The 18,492-nt window shown below is 65.4% G+C and carries 17 protein-coding genes and 1 tRNA gene; 7 read left to right on the top strand and 11 right to left on the bottom strand.

The features are described from left to right. The 3 genes from ATO11_RS22125 to ATO11_RS09465 form a co-directional block, all read right to left on the bottom strand. Nucleotides 1-456, bottom strand: a 456-nt coding sequence (locus ATO11_RS22125) for a hypothetical protein (protein WP_165586949.1), incomplete at its 3' end; no start/stop codon positions are given. A 107-nt stretch (nt 457-563) separates the two neighbouring features. Continuing rightward, nucleotides 564-1,010: a hypothetical protein gene (locus tag ATO11_RS09460; RefSeq protein ID WP_242601396.1), complete on the bottom strand. Its 447-nt coding sequence runs from the start codon at nt 1,008-1,010 to the stop codon at nt 564-566. A gap of 155 nt (nt 1,011-1,165) precedes the next feature. Next, nucleotides 1,166-1,242 (bottom strand) — tRNA-Arg (locus ATO11_RS09465). A gap of 107 nt (nt 1,243-1,349) precedes the next feature. Between ATO11_RS09465 and ATO11_RS09470 the strand changes: the two genes are divergently transcribed. From ATO11_RS09470 to ATO11_RS09480, 3 genes are read left to right on the top strand one after another with little or no spacing between them, the layout of a single operon-like run. After that, complete coding sequence (locus ATO11_RS09470) at nt 1,350-2,375, top strand: LacI family DNA-binding transcriptional regulator (protein ID WP_050530636.1); 1,026 nt, start codon at nt 1,350-1,352, stop codon at nt 2,373-2,375. Beyond that, nucleotides 2,372-3,577, top strand: a complete 1,206-nt coding sequence (locus ATO11_RS09475; protein ID WP_050531080.1) for a winged helix-turn-helix domain-containing protein — start codon at nt 2,372-2,374, stop codon at nt 3,575-3,577. The genes ATO11_RS09470 and ATO11_RS09475 overlap by 4 nt, the downstream gene beginning before the upstream one ends. A gap of 9 nt (nt 3,578-3,586) precedes the next feature. After that, nucleotides 3,587-4,270: a DUF1045 domain-containing protein gene (locus tag ATO11_RS09480; RefSeq protein WP_050530637.1), complete on the top strand. Its 684-nt coding sequence runs from the start codon at nt 3,587-3,589 to the stop codon at nt 4,268-4,270. Here the strand turns inward: ATO11_RS09480 and ATO11_RS09485 are convergent. After that, entirely contained in the window at nt 4,267-5,271 is a 1,005-nt protein-coding gene (locus ATO11_RS09485) for an alpha/beta hydrolase family protein (RefSeq protein WP_110553631.1), read from the bottom strand. The genes ATO11_RS09480 and ATO11_RS09485 overlap by 4 nt on opposite strands. A gap of 132 nt (nt 5,272-5,403) precedes the next feature. On the opposite strand from ATO11_RS09485, the gene ATO11_RS09490 reads away from it, so the two are divergent. Both ATO11_RS09490 and ATO11_RS09495 read left to right on the top strand, forming a co-directional pair. Then, nucleotides 5,404-6,387 carry a helix-turn-helix domain-containing protein gene (locus tag ATO11_RS09490; RefSeq protein WP_050530639.1) on the top strand — a complete coding sequence of 328 codons (984 nt, stop codon included), beginning with the start codon at nt 5,404-5,406 and terminating at the stop codon, nt 6,385-6,387. Between the two features lie 62 nt (nt 6,388-6,449). After that, a complete protein-coding gene (locus ATO11_RS09495; protein WP_050530640.1) occupies nt 6,450-7,799 on the top strand; it encodes an aminotransferase class III-fold pyridoxal phosphate-dependent enzyme in 1,350 nt (449 codons plus the stop codon). A 177-nt stretch (nt 7,800-7,976) separates the two neighbouring features. On the opposite strand, the gene ATO11_RS09500 is transcribed toward ATO11_RS09495, so the two are convergent. Together ATO11_RS09500 and ATO11_RS09505 are read right to left on the bottom strand one after the other, a co-directional pair. Continuing rightward, nucleotides 7,977-8,630 carry a Hint domain-containing protein gene (locus ATO11_RS09500; protein ID WP_050530641.1) on the bottom strand — a complete coding sequence of 218 codons (654 nt, stop codon included), beginning with the start codon at nt 8,628-8,630 and terminating at the stop codon, nt 7,977-7,979. 688 nt (nt 8,631-9,318) lie between these two features. After that, the gene (locus tag ATO11_RS09505) at nt 9,319-12,240 is read right to left on the bottom strand and encodes an error-prone DNA polymerase (protein WP_050530642.1); all 2,922 of its coding nucleotides are present in this window, start codon (nt 12,238-12,240) and stop codon (nt 9,319-9,321) included. A 158-nt stretch (nt 12,241-12,398) separates the two neighbouring features. Here ATO11_RS09505 and ATO11_RS09510 point away from each other — a divergent pair, with 158 nt between their 5' ends. Both ATO11_RS09510 and ATO11_RS09515 read left to right on the top strand, forming a co-directional pair. After that, the gene (locus tag ATO11_RS09510; protein ID WP_050530643.1) at nt 12,399-12,773 is read left to right on the top strand and encodes a SpoIIAA family protein; all 375 of its coding nucleotides are present in this window, start codon (nt 12,399-12,401) and stop codon (nt 12,771-12,773) included. A 74-nt stretch (nt 12,774-12,847) separates the two neighbouring features. Further along, the gene (locus ATO11_RS09515) at nt 12,848-14,206 is read left to right on the top strand and encodes an MATE family efflux transporter (RefSeq protein ID WP_050531081.1); all 1,359 of its coding nucleotides are present in this window, start codon (nt 12,848-12,850) and stop codon (nt 14,204-14,206) included. A gap of 61 nt (nt 14,207-14,267) precedes the next feature. On the opposite strand, the gene ATO11_RS09520 is transcribed toward ATO11_RS09515, so the two are convergent. The 5 genes from ATO11_RS09520 to ATO11_RS09540 all read right to left on the bottom strand — a co-directional run bounded on the left by ATO11_RS09520 (nt 14,268) and on the right by ATO11_RS09540 (nt 18,255). Next, nucleotides 14,268-15,248, bottom strand: coding sequence for an ABC transporter substrate-binding protein (locus tag ATO11_RS09520; RefSeq protein ID WP_050530644.1), 981 nt, complete (start codon nt 15,246-15,248; stop codon nt 14,268-14,270). A gap of 30 nt (nt 15,249-15,278) precedes the next feature. Continuing rightward, the gene (locus tag ATO11_RS09525; protein WP_050530645.1) at nt 15,279-16,106 is read right to left on the bottom strand and encodes an ABC transporter permease; all 828 of its coding nucleotides are present in this window, start codon (nt 16,104-16,106) and stop codon (nt 15,279-15,281) included. Continuing rightward, nucleotides 16,103-16,969 carry an ABC transporter permease gene (locus ATO11_RS09530; protein WP_050531082.1) on the bottom strand — a complete coding sequence of 289 codons (867 nt, stop codon included), beginning with the start codon at nt 16,967-16,969 and terminating at the stop codon, nt 16,103-16,105. The genes ATO11_RS09525 and ATO11_RS09530 overlap by 4 nt, the downstream gene beginning before the upstream one ends. Nucleotides 16,970-17,060: 91 nt before the next feature. Then, the gene (locus tag ATO11_RS09535; protein WP_050530646.1) at nt 17,061-17,486 is read right to left on the bottom strand and encodes a GNAT family N-acetyltransferase; all 426 of its coding nucleotides are present in this window, start codon (nt 17,484-17,486) and stop codon (nt 17,061-17,063) included. Then, a complete protein-coding gene (locus ATO11_RS09540; protein ID WP_050530647.1) occupies nt 17,479-18,255 on the bottom strand; it encodes an ABC transporter ATP-binding protein in 777 nt (258 codons plus the stop codon). Before ATO11_RS09540 ends, ATO11_RS09535 begins: the two co-directional genes overlap by 8 nt. Between the last annotated feature and the right edge of the window lie 237 nt (nt 18,256-18,492).

Raw genomic sequence — 18,492 nt, forward strand, 5'->3', positions numbered from 1 at the left:
AGAGCTGAAGGGAATCCCCAATCGAGAGTCAGGCTTGGCGCAAGTTGGTATGAGTCGTGTCTTCGACGGGTCCAGGATCAGCCATGTCCCCTCGGGCCGCTCGATCCGCGTCAGGCCCAGTTCCGTTAGTTCCGAGCGTGTTAGATGCACCGTCCAGAAGTAACTCGCGGCCATCATCGAGGCGCTCCCCGTCAGCACGATACCCGTGATCAGCCAGGGCGAGATCGTCAGCCAGAGGCGGATCGAGTTCAGCCGCGTCTCGAACAAGCTCGCTGTCTCGGCCTGAAAGCGGCGCGTATCGCTCGCGATGGTACGCTGCGCGGCGCCCACAATGTTCTTCAAATCGATCCTGAAGCTCTTGAGCTGGGATGAGATCGAGGCGACGTGTTCCGCCCGGATCGTGTCGAGCTCCGCGTTCAGTTTCTCGCTCAGTCGGGTCGGATTGCCAATCTTCATGGAAAATCTCTCCTTTCAACCGCCAGCGCTCGCCGGTTTCGGGGTCGCGGGCGGTGATGTAGGCTTTGCCGGTGCGCGGCAGGTCGAAACCTGCGTCGGTGAGCGCGTCAAGCATGGTCGCGCGGTCGGTGATCAGGCCCATATCGATCTGGTCTTGTATCCATACGTGCAGCTCGTCGCGGCCTTGCGCGCGGGTTGGCCCCCGTTCCGGGTCCAGTCTGGACGGAGTCCACTGTGGCCCCCGTCTCGATCTCGGGTTCAGCGGTCAGTTCCAGCCCCTCGATCCGGGTGAGGTCGATCCGATAAACAACCGTGAAACCATTCTTGCAGCCGCGCGCGCCGGTCTCGACCAGAATGCCTTCCTTCAGGAAGTCGCGGATCGTTCGCTTGACCGTCGTCTCGCCAAGCTCCGTATGCCGCTGAATCATCCCCTTGGAACACCATATCCCTGAGCCGTCATCAGACGCCTTGTCCGCCAGAAACATGATGATCTGCTTGCGCGTCGCACTCCCGAACTTCCGCTCCGCACACGCGTTCGCCACCCGCCAGCTCATGAGAAGGCCCCAAAAGCCGCACGGACGTGCGAATTTTGTACAGGTTTTGTACGAGAATTCGGTCGTTTTCGGGGAATTCGGCGGAAAACGAAACGGGTGTTTCTGCACGCTTCCGCAGAACCCCTTGCAAATAGGCCATATTTTTCAGGCAGTTTTGGCGACCCCGGCAGGATTCGAACCTGCAACCTGCCCCTTAGGAGGGGGCTGCTCTATCCAGTTGAGCCACGGGGTCGCTTTCACCTCCTTAGCGGCCATGCATCGCACTGTCACCCGTCGCTTGCGCTTGTGCAGAATGGGGGGCCTGCGGTACCACGGGGAAAAGACGAGGATCGTCCCGACGTGACCGCCAACGACAATCGCCCGCTCACCCTGCGCGACGTTTCCGAAGCTTCGGGCGTGTCCGAGATGACCGTCAGCCGCGTGCTGCGCAACAAGGGCGACGTCAGCGCCGCCACGCGCGAACGAGTCCTGACCGCCGCGAAGGAACTGGGATACGTCCCGAACAAGATCGCGGGCGCGCTCGCATCGAGCCGCGTGAACCTTGTCGCGGTCATCATCCCGTCCCTGCGCAACATGGTGTTCCCCGAGGTCCTCGCCGGCATCTCCCGCGTGCTGGAAGACACCGATCTGCAACCCGTTGTGGGCGTCACCGACTACCTGCCCGAAAAGGAAGAGCGGGTGTTGTACGAGATGCTGTCATGGCGGCCCTCGGGCGTCATCATCGCGGGGCTGGAACATTCCGACGCGTCCAAGGCGATGCTGAAAAGCGCGGGCATCCCGGTGGTCGAGATCATGGATACCGACGGCACGCCCATCGATTGCTCGGTCGGAATTTCGCACCGCCGCGCCGGGCGGCAGATGGCCGAGGCGATCGTGAAGGCGGGGTATGAACGGATCGGGTTCCTCGGCACCAAGATGCCGCTCGACCACCGCGCGCGCAAACGGTTCGAAGGCTTTACCGAGGCGCTCGCCAAACGCGGGGTCGAGGTCGTGGACCAGGAATTCTATTCGGGCGGCTCGGCGCTCAAGAAGGGCCGGGAACTGACAAAGGCTCTGCTCGAACGCGATCCAGATCTCGATTTCCTCTACTACTCGAACGACATGATCGCGGCGGGCGGGTTGTTGTACCTGCTTGAACAGCAGATCGACATTCCGGGCCGGATCGGGCTTGCCGGTTTCAACGATGTCGAACTGCTTGATGGCCTGCCGCGCAGGCTGGCCACGATGGACAGTTGCCGGAACGAGATCGGGACGAAGGCCGCCCAGATCATCGCGTCGCGCGTCGCCGATCCGAACGCCGCCTACGAGGAAGTGACGGAACTGTCGCCCACCATCGACGTCGGCGACACGCTCAAACGGTGGTGACACGGCCGGTCCTGTCGAACCGCGCCGCGCGCGCGCATTTCCTTGACGCCCATGCGCTTGCCGAAGCACCGACCGGCGGCACCGATCCGGCCGCGCTGCACGGGCTGATCCACCGCCTTGGGTTCGTGCAGGTCGACAGCGTGCGCACCGTCGAACGCGCGCATGACATGATCCTGTTCGCCCGCCGCCCGGCCTATCGCCCGAAACACCTGCCCCGCGTGATCGAGAAAGAGCGCCGCCTGTTCGAACACTGGACCCACGATGCCGCGCTTGTCCCGGTGGATTTCTTCCCGCTCTGGCGGCTCAAGTTCGACCGCGACAGGGAGATGATCGAACGCAGGTGGGACGCGTGGCGCGGCCCCGAATACCGCGCCCTGATCGACGGCGTGCTGGCCCATGCGCAGGAAAACGGCGCCTGCCAGGCCAACGATTTCGACACGACCGCGACCAAGGGTGGCGGCTGGTGGAACTGGCAGCCGGAAAAGACGGCGCTGGAATACCTGTGGCGGTCGGGGGAGTTGACGATCTGCCACCGCACCAATTTTCGCAAGCATTACGACGTGACCGGGCGGGTCCTGCCCGAGGCCGCCGCCCAGCCCGCGCTTGAACCCGACAGCATCGTCGATACCCTGAACCGGATGGCGCTTGACCGGCTGTCCTTCGCCACGTCCGGAGAGATCGCCGCGTTCTGGGACATCGTCACACCGGCCGAGGCCAAGGCATGGGTCGCCGACCGGCTCGCCGACGGCACGCTCGAAGAGGTCGAGGTCACCTGCGCCGACGGCTCCCTGCGCCGCGTGGTCGCCCGCCCCGGCCTTGCCGACAGGGACCTCCCGAACGTCACGGGCCGCCTGCGCGTTCTCAGCCCTTTCGACCCCGCCCTGCGCGACCGCAAGCGCGCGGCGCGGCTCTTCGGGTTCGATTACCGGATCGAGATTTTCGTGCCCGCCCCCAAACGCAAGTACGGCTATTACGTCTTCCCGCTGCTCGAAGGGGACCGGCTGGTGGGGCGGATCGACATGAAAACCGACCGCGAAGCCGACATGCTTGCCGTCACCGCGCTCTGGCCCGAACCACCCGTCGCGTGGACCTCCGGGCGGCAAAAGCGGCTCGAAGCCGAACTGGCCCGCGTCGCCCGGTTCACCGGCGTCGGGGGCGTGAGTTTCGCCGATGGCTGGCTGCGTCCGCCGGTCCTCACCTGACCCGCCGCCATGTCCGCCGATCCCCCACGAACCCGATACGCGATCTACTACACGCCGCCGCCCGGCCCGCTTGCAGCGTTCGGCGCGGCATGGCTGGGATGGGACCCGGTGCTCGGCACCACCGTGCCGCATCCCGAGATCGGCCTGCCGGTGGCGGAGCTGACCAAGACACCCCGCAAGTACGGCCTGCACGGCACGATCAAGCCGCCCTTCCACCTCGCCCCCGGCACGACGTTTGCGGACCTGCTGACCAAAGCGCGCAAGCTCTGCGCGGCCCAACCGCCCCTCGACCTGCCGCCGCTGCACCTCGACCGGATCGGGCGCTTCCTTGCGCTGACCATCGCTGGCGAGCAGGCGCCGCTTGCCCGGCTGGCCGCGACCGTGGTGAAGGACCTCGACCCGTTCCGCGCGCCGCCGTCAGAGGCGGAACTGGACAAACGCCGCAAGGCCAACCTGACCCCGGCGCAGGACGCGAACCTCACGGCATGGGGTTACCCATACGTGATGGACGAATTCCGGTTTCACATCACCCTGACGGGCCGCCTGCAGGATCCCGCCAGCGCGGCCGCAGCCCTGCGGCCGCATGTTGACCCGCTCCTCGAACCGCGCACGCGCATCACCGACCTGACGCTTCTGGCCTCGGACGAGGCGGGCCGTTTCCACGAAAGGGCCCGCCTGCCGCTCGGGGGCTAAAGCCCCGCCGCCGTTGCAATGGCCTCCACGATCCGCGCATGGATCGCCGCACGGTCGGCGCCCTCGGGATCGGTGCAGACCGGGTCATCCCCCGTCTCCGCAAGGATCGCCGCACCCGCCCCGGTGCACAGCGGCATGGCCGAGAAATGGGTGCCCGGCACGATCCGGTCAACCGTCGCATCGGGCATCATCCCCGCCAGCCCGCTGGCATCGAAATTCGCCGCCGGAAGACGGCTGGCCCCATGGCCCAGCCCGATCAGCGTCGCGGGCACGGCCAGCGCCGCCACGTCGGACTGGGACAGCCCCCAGACAAGGCCGGGATCGATCGCCACGACCGCATCGACCCTCGCGTCGGCATAAGACGCATCCCATGCGCTCGGGTCCTGCCCGCGCAGGTCCACCTCCGGCGCCATCAGCTGCGCGCAGACCGGGTCGCTGGCCCGTGCCGCCTCGCAATGCGCGACGAAGCCCGCATGATCCGCAGTCATCCCGCCCAGCGACAGCGCCGTCCACCCGCCATAGGAAAACCCGGCGGCAACCACCCGCGACAGGTCAAGCTTTGGCCCGTCGGCAATCACCGCATCCAGCGCCGCGCCCAGATCCTGCGCGCGGGTCCAGTGGCGGATGCCTCGGGACAGGTCGAAATCGGAAAACGTGGTGCCGGGATGGCTGACGGCGATCACCACTGCGCCCCGCTCGGCCAGTGCCGCGCCCAGCCACGCGGTGGATTGCACCGCGCCGCCCATGCCGTGGCTCAAAAGAACCACCGGATGCGGCCCCTCCGCCTCTGCCGCGTCGCGCCACGCCTCGACACCTTGAAAGACCGGGTTTTGCGCAAAGGTCTCGCGCGTCCCTGTCCCATCCTCTGCCGGGTACCAGACCACCCCGCGCACCGGCTCATCCTGGTGCGCCGGGGCAAACGTCAGGTCCGTCAGGCCAGCCGGACCCGCCGCCAGCGGGGTCGAGGCCAACAGTGCCAATACAAGAATTGCGTGTCTCATGGTGCATACTCCAAAAGGTTGCGATGCCCCCGACCTGCCCCGCGCCGCGCGGAAAAGCGTCCGAGAACCGGTTTCAGGACGTGCAGAACCGGTTTAAGGACGTGGGCAGACCCCTCGTTTCCCGTGTGCCCCGTGCCCAGCCTGCCCATCCCCGTCTTCGTCGCCATGATCCTCGCCTTCCTCGTGGTGCGCCTCTGGGTGACCGACCGGCGGATGGCCCCCGTGGCATGGCTGGTCCTTCTATGCGCGGCGCAATCGCTCATCATCGCGCTGGGCCAGCATTTCGGCGTGGCCGCCGCGCGATGGGTGCAGCCGGTCACGGCGGCAATGGTGGCCCCGGCGGCGTGGGTCGTGTTCCTCGCCAGCGCGCGCCGGACCCTGCGCGCCGCCGACCTCGTCCACCTCTCCGGACCGGTTGCCGCACTCGTGGCCCGGCTGGCCGCGCCCGCGATGCTCGACGCGCTGCTCCCGCTCCTGTTCGCGGGCTACGGCGCGGGCATCCTGTGGTTCGGGTTGCGCGGTGCGGACGCGCTGCCGCAGCACCGCCTGAATGCCGGGGACCTGCCAAGTCGCCTGTGGCTGGTGATCGCGGCGACGCTGATCGCCTCGGCCTTCGCCGACCTCGTCATCATCGCGGCCCAGATCGCGGGGCTTGCGGCGTGGCAGCCCTGGATCATCACGCTCTTCTCCGGCATCAACCTGCTGCTGATCGGCGGCCTTGGCCTGTCCCGCGCGCTGGAAAGCGGCCCCTCCGATCCCGAACCGGACACGCCTGCCGCGCCCAGCCCCGAAGATGCCGACCTCATGGCGCGGCTCGATGCGCTGATGGAGGCCGAACGCCCCTACCTCGACCCCGACCTCACGCTGGCCCGGCTGGCGCGCCGGCTGCACGTCCCGGTCAAGCAGCTCTCGACCGCGATCAACCGCTCCACCGGCGACAACGTCTCTCGCTACGTGAACGCCGCGCGCGTGGCCGCCGCGCAAACCGCCCTGCGCAGCGGCGAAAGCGTCACCGGCGCGATGCTGACCGCGGGCTTCGGCACGAAATCGAATTTCAACCGCGAGTTTCTGCGGGTGACGGGCCAGTCGCCCAGCGCGTGGCGCGCGGCACTCTGACCCTTGGCTCGGCGGTCCGGCAGGCGTAGCATCGCGACCAAACCCATGACCGGGAGGCCCCCATGAAAGACGACAACTTCCTGCGCGAAAATAACGCCCGCCACCTGTGGCACCCGATGGGCCATCCCGGCGCGCTTCAGGAAAACCCGCCGACCATCTTCACCGGGGCCGAGGGCGTCTACCTGCACGACATCGACGGGCACAAGGTCGTCGACGCCGTGGGGGGCCTCTGGTGCGTGAACCTCGGCTATACCAACGACGCGCTGAAGGCGACCATCGCCGAACGCGTCCACACCCTGCCCTATTGCTCGAACTTCGGTGGGTCGACCAACGACGCCGCGATCGAAGCCTCCTTCGCCGTGCGTGAATTCTTCGCCGAAGACGGCATGGCGCGGGTCTTCTTCACCTCGGGTGGGTCGGACGCCGTCGACACCGCCCTGCGCCTTGCCCGGCAATACCACCGCCTGCGCGGGGAGCCCGGCCGCACCAAGTTCCTGTCGCTGAAAAAGGGCTACCACGGCACCCATTGGGGCGGCGCATCGGTCAACGGCAACAACCGCTTCCGCATCAACTACGAACCGCTCCTGCCCGGCTGCCACCACCTGCCCGCGCCCTACACCTACCGCAACCCGTTTAACGAGACCGACCCCGAAAAGCTGGCCGACGGCATCGTCGCCGCGATGGCGGACGAGATTGCCTTCCACGGGGCCGGGTCCATCGCCGCCTTCATCATGGAGCCGATCCTCGGCGCGGGCGGCGTGCTTGTCCCCCACGACAGCCTCATGCCCCGCCTGCGCGACATGTGCGCCGATCACGGCATCCTGTTTATCGCGGACGAGGTGATCTGCGGCTTCGGGCGCACCGGCGCGTGGACCGGCTCCCGCAAGTTCGGCGTCAAACCCGACATGATGACAGTCGCCAAGGGCATCACGTCGGCCTATTTCCCCGTCGGCGGCTGCCTCGTGTCGGACGAGGTGGCCGAGGTGTTCGAGACCTCGGGCGCGGACGGCGCGATCTTCACCGGCTACACCTATTCCGCGCACCCGGTGGGCGCGGCTGCGGTCGTGACCTGCCTGTCCGAAACCCTGCGGCTCGAAACCAAGTCGAACGCCGGCCCCCGCGGCGCGCAACTCTACGAAGGCGCCTTGAAGCTGGCCGAGAAATACGACTGCGTCGGCGACGTGCGCGGCGGCGTCGGCCTGATGTGCGGCATCGAACTGGTCAAGGACCGCGCCACCAAGGAGCCGATGGACATGGACACCATGAACCGCGTCCACCGCGCCACCTACGAGGCCGGCACGAACGTCCGCCTCGGCGCCAACAACATCCTCATGTCCCCCCCGCTGGTGATCTCCGAGACCGAGGTGCAAACCATCCTCGACAGCCTCGACGCGGGGCTGGCGGTGGTTTGAGGGGGGCGCGGGCTTGTGATCCCGAGGTCGCCTTGGCGGGGTCGCAAGCTATTCAGGAGAAACAGCAATTCGCGCCAGGATCGCCGATGACCCCTTCGTGTCTGGAAACCCGGTGAAACAGGTGTGTTAAGGGCGCGCAGGAACGCCACGATAAATCTTACCGTCTGATCTCGCACGTCATCGTGCGACAGACAGGCGGAACTCTGGTTCGCTTGGCTGTGCAGCGATGTTCGCGTTCAAGCGGGCATGAATAGTTCTGGGAACCAGACGCGACGCCGAAATGCGTGGATAATCCATTTCGCGAATTGGCCTGCCTTCCCCGTATAGCGCCACATATTCAGCATAGTTACCAAAGTGTTGGCGGCCAACATAGTCGACATAGGTTTCAGCAGGCACGCCTTCGGCCAGAACAAGATCGTGGTCTTCGGTTTCGATGTGGTAAACCCTGTACTGACCATCGAATTCAGAAAGTGGCACGTAATCGATACTGGAGCCATTTACGAGTTGGCCCGCGTTGATGAGGTATCCGTCGACCAGCAATGCATGATCCGAGGTCAGGACCAGATCCCGCTCCGGAAGGCCGTCACCCAACGCGCCGGCACGTACACGGACGGGCATCAAACGCTCTGCGGGGCCAAACATGGTGAAGACGGTTTGAATGAAATTGAAACGTATCGGCACCACGCGACCATCATGGGTCGAAACCAGATCACCTACCTGCAAGTCCTCGATTCTTCGGGGGCCCTTCGGGGTAGAAATCTCTGTCCCTTCGGCGAAACAGGTCACCGCATATGGTCTGAGATCGATTTCCGGCAAGGTATCGGGAAACACCTGGTTAGGGTTCGGGCTAAAAATAGTCAGAAAACCGGAGCCGTTGAGTGCAACCCCTACCGGCGTTATCCATCCCCCCCCCAAGGTCCACGGTACCCACCATTTCGAGCGTAAAAAGCCTCAATCCACCTGACCAGACGTCCATGTTTATTCCGGTCAAAAAAGTTACGGGATTGGCTGAATTGAAGGGAAAACCGTTCTCTTGGATCACAAAGCCGGTAGCAGGGCTGCTAAGCAAGAGTTCACCGCTACCACTATAAAGTGCATTGCTTTCGAAGTCATATCGCGCAAAGTACATAAGAAAATCTCCCTAATATGATTCATCATATGAAATTTTCGTTATAGCTCAAGCTCTTTGCGACTATTGCGTGGCAACGGCTCAGGTGGGTTCGAAAGGTTGAAATTGGCGACTGTTCAAGGTCCAATATCCGCACATCTTTCAGTTGAATTTATTGCGGCCACTATCTCTTCACGATTTCAACACACCTGTTTTTCCTAAAAATTCTGCCTTAATTACATTCCATGACATAATTATTAAGGGAACTTTCTTGCCTAACTTAAAGCTGAAAATTGGGGAGGAACGGACCTTCGACAGCATTTTGCAACTCGGTTGCGAGGGACTCCAAACGGACCTTAGTGCTGAATCGCCGAACACCGACTCTTCCTGCCGCGAATCCATCCACCCCCTTCAAACAGACACAACCCGCGAAGCGGCCTCCTCCCCCTCCGGCGTCAGCGCGGAGCGGAGGAAGGCCATGGGGTGGGATCGCAGGGTCAGGCGCATGGAGACGAAATCCTCCACCACCTCCTCTCCTTCGGTCATCGCGGGCAGGTGGGCGGCGGGTTCGTCGATCATCTCTCCTCCCAGGTCGCCCGCGAACAGGGGCAGCGGCTTGTCGGCCATCAGCGCCTTGGCCGCCCACAGGGCCTCCCGCCGCGAGATGCCGATATCGGCAAAGGCGTCCGCCTCGGCCAGCCGGGTGATGATGGCGGGGCCGACGCCCGCGCGGCGCCACACGTCCTCCACTGCCATGTACCCGTTGCCGCGCGCCGCGCTCAGCCATGCCGCGTCTTCCTCGGCCAGCCCCTTGATCTGCCGGAACCCCAGCCGCAGGGCCAGCCCGCCGCGCCCGTCGGGTTCCATCACGTTGTCCCAGTAGCTGGCATTGATGCAGATCGGCCGGACCTCCACCCCGTGCTCCCGCGCGTCCCGCACGATCTGCGCGGGCGCGTAGAACCCCATCGGCTGCGAGTTGAGAAGCGCGCAGGCGAAGATGCCGGGGTGGTGGCACTTGATCCACGCCGAGGCATAGACAAGCAGCGCGAAGGAGGCGGCGTGGCTTTCGGGGAAGCCGTAGGATCCGAACCCCTCGATCTGGCCAAAGCAGCGGGCGGCGAAATCGTCGTCATACCCGTTGCGCTTCATGCCACGCATGAACAGCTCGCGGAACTCGGACACGTTGCCGTGCTTCTTGAACGTCGCCAGTGACCGCCGCAGGCGGTCGGCCTGTTCCGGCGTGAACCCCGCGCCGACGATGGCGATCTGCATCGCCTGTTCCTGGAACAGCGGCACACCCAGCGTCTTGCCCAGCACCGCGCCCAGCGCGTCCGACGGGAAGGACACCTCCTCCTCCCCGTTGCGGCGGCGGATATAGGGATGCACCATGTCGCCCTGGATCGGGCCGGGGCGGATGATCGCCACCTCGATCACGAGGTCATAGAAATTGCGCGGCTTCATCCGGGGCAGGAAGTTCATCTGCGCCCGGCTTTCGATCTGGAAGACGCCTATCGTGTCCGCCTTGCACATCATGTCGTACACCACCGGGTCCTCCGCCGGCAGCGTCGCCAGCGTCCAGTCCTTCTGGTGGTGCATCTTCAGCAGGTCGAACGCCTTGCGGATGCAGGTCAGCATGCCCAGCGCCAGCACGTCGACCTTGAGGATGCCAAGGCTGTCGATATCGTCCTTGTCCCAGCAGATGACGGTGCGGTCCTCCATCGTCGCGTTCTCGATGGGGACCAGCTCGTCCAGCCGACCCTCGGTCATGATGAACCCGCCCACGTGCTGCGACAGGTGGCGCGGGAAGCCCTGTATCTCGAACACCAGTTCCATCGTCTGGCGCAGGCGGCGGTCGGTCGGGTCCAGCCCGATCTCCCGCATCCGCTGATCCTCCAGCCCGTTGGTCGAGAAGAAGCCCCACAGCTGCGAACTGAGCGCGCTGATCGTGTCCTGCGTCAGCCCCATCGCCGTGCCGACCTCGCGGATGGCGCGCTTGCCGCGATAGTGGATGACGGTGGCGCACAGGCCCGCGCGGTGGCGGCCATAGCGTTCATAGATGTGCTGGATCACCTCCTCGCGGCGCTCGTGTTCGAAATCGACGTCGATGTCGGGCGGCTCGTCCCGCGCCTCGCTGACGAAGCGTTCGAACACCATCGTCCCGATCTCGGGCGAGACCGAGGTGACGCCAAGGCAATAGCAGACGACCGAGTTGGCCGCCGACCCGCGCCCCTGGCACAGGATCCCGCGCGACCGGGCGAAATGCACCACGTCGCGGACGGTCAGGAAGTAGGGTTCGTAGTTCAGCTTGGCGATCAGCGCGAGTTCGTGGTCGAGCAGCTTTTTCACCCGCTCGGGGGCACCACCGGGATAGCGCCAGTCCATCCCCTTCAGCGCCAGCCGCCGCAGGCGGGCGGTGGGCGTCTCCCCCTCGGCGATCTCGGACGGGTATTCGTACCGCAACTCGTCAAGGCTGAAGGTCAGGCGTGCGGCAAGCCGCCCGGCGCGGTCCACCGCCCCGGCATGGGCGCCCAGCAGGCGGCGCATCTCGGTCTCGGAGCGCAGGCGCTGTTCGGAATTGGCCAGCGCCCGCGCGCCCAGCGCATCGACCCGCGTGCCGGTACGGATCGCCGTCAGCACATCAGCCATGCGCCGCCGCCGCCCATGATGCATCAGCGGCAGGGCCGAAGCGAGCGTCGGCACGCCCAGCCGCCCGGCCAGCCGCGCACAGCGGTCGAACCGCGCCGTGTCCTGCCCGTCATAGGCGGGCGCCAGCATCAGGTGCATCTCTGACCCAAAGCGGCGCGTCAGCCGTTCCGCCTGTGGCAACCACGGGCGCGCGCCGCGCTCCACCTCCTGCGCCTCTGGCGGACGGTGCAGGAGCAGGTGAAGACCGTCGGCAAACTCCATCAGGTCATCAAGGCGCAGATGGCACGACCCCTTCTCGGCCCTCAGCCGCCCCTTGGTCAGAAGACGGCACAGGCTGGCCCACCCCGTGCGGTCCAGCGGCAGGGCGGTGACGGTGATCCCCTCGTCAAAGGTCAGGGTCGCCGCCGGGATCAGGCGCGGCACGTTGAACACAGGCGACACGGGTTGCGGGTCGGGCGCGGGCGGGCCGATCAGCCCGTGTTCGGCATCCCAGTCCTGCCGCTCCTTCACCCGCCGCGCGATCTCCCGCGCGCGCGTATGCGCCCGCACGATGCCCGCCACCGAGTTTTCGTCGGCAATGGCAATCGCCGCGATCCCAAGCTCCCCCGCACGCTCCATGAACTCCTCGGGGTGGGAGGCCCCGGTGAGGAACGTGAAGTTCGAGGTGATTCCAAGCTCGGCGAACATCGCACCAGTATGTTCCTATTTTGTTCCAATGTGGAGTCCCGCAACGTCGCAGCCCGCCCCGGTTGAAGAGTGCCCGCCAGATACCCACCTCAATGCCAGAGGGCTGACCGGCCCGACCCGCCGATCACCCTCGCCCCGGATGCCAAGGAGTGCGCCCGATGATCGCGATCACCAAACCCTCGCCCAACCGGCTCAACCTGCACATCAGCGGCACGCTCGATGCCGAAACGATGCGAAAGACGCTGGACGATTTCATCGCCAAGTCCGAAGGCGTCGAAAACGGCACGCTGCTTTACACGATCCCGGCCATGGCATGGCCCACCTTCGGCGCCATCGCCGTCGAATTCGCCCGCCTGCCCGAACTCTTCCGCCTGCTCAAGCATTACAGGAAATGCGCCGTGCTCAGCGATGCGGGCTGGATCAAGACCATTGCCGAACTCGAAGGTGCGGTCCTGCCGGGGATCGAGATCAAGGGCTTCAACCTGTCTGAAACCAAAGCCGCCGAGGCATGGCTGGCCGCGCCGGGCGACTGACCCGCACCGCGCCCCGACGGGCGGCGCATATTCCGTGACGCCGCCCGCGTAACCGGCTACGCATGGGCCACCCCATGCGCGACGTCGACCTGACACAGGGCCCCATCGCGGGCCATTTCCGCACCCTTGCCGTGCCCGCGGCGATGGGGATGCTGTTCTCCACGCTCTACAACGTGGTCGACGTGTTCTTTGCCGGGCAAATCTCGACCGACGCGCAGGCGGGCCTCGCCATCGGGTTCCAGGCGTTCTTCATCATGATGGCCGTGGGGTTCGGCATCGGCGCGGCCATGGGCGCGCTTGTCGGCAATGCCCGCGGGAAGAAGGACGACCCCACCACCCGCCGCACCGCCATGCAGGGCCTGTCCTTTGCCGTGGTGACCTGCGGCCTGCTGATCGTGCTGGGCGCGTTCTGCGGCCCCCTGCTGATCCAGCTTGTGTCCGAACCCGGTGCCTACCGCGATGCGGCTACAGGATATTTCTATTGGCTGCTCGCAGCACTACCCGGTTTCCTGATCGCCTATGCCGGCAACGGCATCCTGCAGGCGCATGGCGACAGCGTGACGATGCAACGCGCCATGATGGCCGCCTTCGTCGCCAATATCGGCCTGAACCCGCTCTTCATCTACGGCATCCCCGGCGTGATCCCCGGCATCGGGTTCAACGGCATCGCCCTGTCGACCATCGTCAGCCAGACCGGCGTGATGCTGTTCGTCCTGCGCGCCGTCCTGCGCCTGCGCGTGATCGAGGACGCACGGCCCGCCGAACTCCGCCCCGACCTCGCCAGCTACCGCGAGATCGCCGTTCAGATGGCCCCGACCTCCGCCTCCTTCGTGGTGCTCTTCGTGTCGGGGTTCGTGGTGCAATACGCGCTCAGCCGGTTCGGAGGCCACGCCATCGCCGCCTACGGCATCGCCCTGCGCATCGAACAGATCCTGCTCTTGCCCGTCCTCGGCATGACCGGCGCGCTCCTGCCCATCGCCGCCCAGAACTTCGGCGCCGCGCAACCCGACCGCGTCCGCGCCGCGCTGTGGTTCTGCTGGCGCGTCGGGGGCCTCATCACCCTCGTCGCCGCCCCCATCCTGTGGTTCGGCGGCGGCCTGTTCATGCGCCTCTTCACCGACGACCCCGCCGTGATCGCCGTCGGCCACAGCTATCTGAAAATCGACAGTGTGCTGTTCGGCATCTACATGATGCTCTTCTCGATCAACTCGCTCCTGCAGGCCTTCAAACGACCGATCTGGACGCTCTGGATCTCGATCTACCGGCAGGGGTTCGGCGTCGCCTTCTTCATCTGGCTCCTGATCGGCGTGCTGGGCATGGATGTCTGGGGCGTGTTCCTCGGCATCGGCATCGCCGTCGGCACCGGCTGGCTCCTGTCCCTCTGGATTGCCATCCGTATCTCGCGCGAGGAAATCGGCGGATTGCGCGGATAAGACCACCGCACAAAGAAAAAGGCGGGCCGAAACCCGCCTCTCACATCGTTTCACAACAGGCTTATTTCAGCGCCGCATCCGTGATCGCATGCGTCCACGCCCCTTCCGGCGCTTTCGAAATCACCGGGTCCGACCCACCGGACAGCAGCGACGCAACCGTGCGTTCGTAATCGGCGGGATCAAGGGAGCCATCCGACCCGGCGGTCAGCTTGGCAATCTCGCCCATCATGCGCTTCTGGTGCTCCTCGGTCTGGGCACCGGTCTCGTCATATTCCAGCACGATCTCGGCCGCCTCGTCGGGGTTCTCCTCGGCGTATTTCCAGCCCTTCATCGAGGCCGCCACGAACCGCGTCAGCTTGTCGACCATCGCCGGATCGCTCAGGTTGTCCTCCAGCGTGTAAAGGCCATCTTCCAGCGTCGCGACGCCCTGATCCTCGTACTTGAAGGTCACGATCTCGTCCGGCGACAGCCCGCCATCGATCACCTGCCAGTACTCGTTATAGGTCATGGTCGATACGCAATCGGCCTGCCCGTTGAAGATCGGATCGACGTTGAAGCCCTGCTTCAGAACCGTCACGCCCCCTTCGCTGCCATCCGTCGCCAGCCCAAGCTGGCTCATCCACGACAGGAACGGGAACTCGTTGCCGAAGAACCAGACGCCCAGCGTCTTGTCCGCGAAATCGGCCGGCGTGGTGATCCCGGTATCCTTGCGGCAGGTCAGCATCATGCCCGACGACTTGAACGGCTGCGCGATATTCACCATCGGCAGGCCTTTCTCGCGCGCGGCCAGTGCCGCGGGCATCCACTCGACGGTGACGTCAGCACCGCCGCCTGCCAGCACCTGCGTCGGCGCGATGTCCGGGCCACCGGGCTTGATGGTGACGTCCAGATCGGCCTCTTCGTAAAAGCCCTTCTCAAGCGCCACGTAATACCCCGCGAACTGCGCCTGCGTGACCCATTTCAGCTGCAACGTCAGCTCGTCCGCCGCCTGCGCCGCGGTTGCCGCGACAGCCAGCGCGGCCCCTGTCAGAATGTGTTTCATCTCTCTTCTCTCCTCTGTTGTCCTGTGTGCTCAGCCTCGTTGCGACGGGTGCCAGAAGGTCACCCGTTTCTCGATCAATACCATAAGTCCGTACAGAACCGACCCGGCCAGCGCCGCCACGGCAATCTCGGCCCAGACCATGTCGATGTTCAAGCGCCCCACCTCGGTCGAGATGCGGAAGCCCATCCCCCGCGTCGGAGAGCCGAAATATTCGGCAACAATCGCCCCGATCAGGGCCAGCGTGGTCGCGATCTTCAGCCCGTTGAAGATGAACGGCATCGCCGCAGGCAGCCGCAGCTTGAACAGCGTCTCCCAGTAGGACGCGCCGTAGGTCCGCATCAGGTCCCGCTGCATCGTCGTCGTGTCCTTCAGCCCCGCCACCGTGTTCACCAGCACCGGGAAGAACACCATCACGACGACCACCGCCGCCTTCGACTGCCAGTCGAACCCGAACCACCCCACCAGAATGGGCGCGGTCCCCACGATGGGCAAAGCCGCCACGAAATTCCCGATGGGCAGCAGCCCCCGCTGCAGGAACGGCGACCGGTCCACCGCAATCGCCATAACGAACGCCGCCGCCGTGCCAATCGCGAACCCGGTAAAGGCCCCCTTCACCACCGTCTGCGTGAAATCCCCCCACAAGGTTCCCGTCTCGGCCACGAACCGCGCCCCGATGGCCGACGGCGCCGGCAGGATGATCGGCGAGATCCCGAACCCCCGCACCACGCCCTCCCACAGAACCAGCACCGCGACGCCGAACACCACTGGCACCAGCCACGACAGCGACGACCCGCGCGCCAGCCGCACGTTCAGCACCCACAGCGCCAGCCAGACAGCGATGGCAAGGACAACGATCATCGCGCCGCCCCCATCCGCCTCAGCGTCAGCCTCTCGATCACCCCGAACAGGATCACCAACCCGCCCGCGAGGATTGCCGCCGCGAACAGCGCCGACCAGATCATGATCGGATTGCCGAACTGATCCCCGATCAGGATCCGCGCGCCCAGCCCCCGGATCGCGCCGGTCGGCAACTCACCCACGATGGTCCCCACCAGCGCCGCCGCGATCCCGATCTTGAGCGAGGCAAAGAGGTACGGCACCGACGCCGGCATGCGCAGCTTCCAGAACACCTCCGCCCCCGACGCCCCGTAGGTCCGCATCAAATCCAGCTGATCGCGGGATGGAGACCGCAACCCCTTCACCATCCCCACCAGCACCGGGAAGAAACATAAGTATGCCGAGATGATCGCCTTCGGCACCCCCCGCCCCTCGATCCCCGCGCTCGACGCCAACACGATGATCATCGGCGCCAGTGCCACGATGGGAATGGTCTGCGAGATCACCGCCCACGGCATCACGCTCAACTCCATCACGCGGGAATAGACGATGGCCACGGCCAGCAGGATCCCCACGACCACACCCAAGGCAAAGCCCCACAAGGTCGATTGCAACGTGATCCACCCATGGAACACCAGCGACCGTTTCGAGGTCACCTTCTTCTCCACCGTCGTGTCCCACAACTCGCCGAACACCTGGTGCGGCGTCGGCAACCGGGGCCGCTTCTGATCCATCGTCTCGACCACAAGCTGCGAGAACGACAGAACCTCGCCCCGCTTCTCCGCCTGCCCCAGCGCCCAGCCCGAATTCATCCAGACCGCCGCCGCGTACCAGATCACGACCAGCGCCACCAAAACCGTCAACACCGCGCCCACCGACCTCATCATCGCGCACGCCCCGGCTTCTTCGGTTCAGAAATACCTCCGCCGGAGGCTGAACCGCGAGGCCGCCCATCAGGGCGGATGAGCACCCCCCTCACCGCGACCATTCGAACCTCACTTCGCGCACCACTTCCGGCGGCTCGGGATCATGCCGCGACACCTCCACGAACCCCTCGCGCGCATAGAACTTCTGCGCCCGCAGGTTCGGCTCATGCGTCGTCAGCCACAGGTAATCCCGCCCCGCCTTCACCGCATCCATCAGCGCTTTCCCGACACCCCGGCCCGGTTCGGAGGAATAAAGCGCCACCAACTGCTTCGTCTCCGGGTTGAACGACGCATAGGCGTAAATCGGATCGCCCAGCACCCAGAACTCCCGCGCATCAAACCCGTCGTGAAAGAACCTCTCGATGGTCTCGGCGTCATAGACACGCGGCATCCAGTCGGTCGCATCGATCCACGCATTCACCACCGCCGCACAGGCGGGCATGTCCTCGCGGGTGGCGCGTCTCGGCTCAGGCATCGACGGTCCCCGCCCGCAAGCCCTCGCGCACCCGGCGCGCGATCTCGATGAACTCCGGCGTCTCCCGCACGTCCAGACCCCTCTCGGGCGGAAACGGGCTCTCGATCACGTCCGTGATCCGGCCGGGCCGTGGAGACATCACGACGATCTTCGTCGACAAAAACACCGCTTCGTCGATCGAGTGCGTCACGAACGCAATCGTCTTCTGCGTCCGTCGCCACAGCGCCAGAACCTGTTCGTTCAGGTGATCCCGCACGATCTCGTCCAGCGCCCCGAACGGCTCGTCCATCAGAAGGATGTCCGCATCAAACGCCAAGGCCCGCGCGATGGAGGCCCGCTGCTGCATCCCGCCCGACAACTGCCACGGAAACTTCTTCTCGAACCCGCTCAACTCGACCAGGTCCAGCACCCGCCCGATCCGCTCCTGCTGCTCGGCTTTCGAGAACCCCATGATCTCCAGCGGCAGCGCGATATTCCGCCCCACCGTCCGCCACGGATAAAGGCCCGCTGCCTGGAACACGTACCCATAAGCCCGCGCCCGCCGCGCCTCGTCCGCGCTCATGCCGTTCACGGTCAGCGACCCGCCCGTCGGCTCCTCCAGCGCCGCGATGCACCGCAGGAACGTGGTCTTCCCACACCCCGACGGCCCGATGAACGACACGAACTCGCCCTTCCCGATCTCAAGGCTCACGTCCTTCAGAGCATGCACCGGCCCGTCATTCGTCTGAAACGTCAGCGACAGGTCCCTCGCCGAGATCACGCTCCCCATCTGCCCCCCCGTACACGCAACGCACCCGGCGCGGAATCAAGGCCGCAGGCCGCCGCGCCATCGACGGGCCGCCCCCACGGCACGGCGATTTGGCCACCACCAGCGCCCCGCCCGCATGTCGTCCAGCCTTGGCCACCATAAAAGTGCTCAGTAAAACCTTCGGATCGCCGCACCGCGGCCCATCGATGACGCTCTGTCATTCTATCGTCTCGAAAAGAGGTCGCCGGAAACGCCGCC

The organism is Pseudaestuariivita atlantica (genome assembly GCF_001205715.1).
In the GTDB taxonomy this organism is placed as follows: domain Bacteria; phylum Pseudomonadota; class Alphaproteobacteria; order Rhodobacterales; family Rhodobacteraceae; genus Pseudaestuariivita; species Pseudaestuariivita atlantica.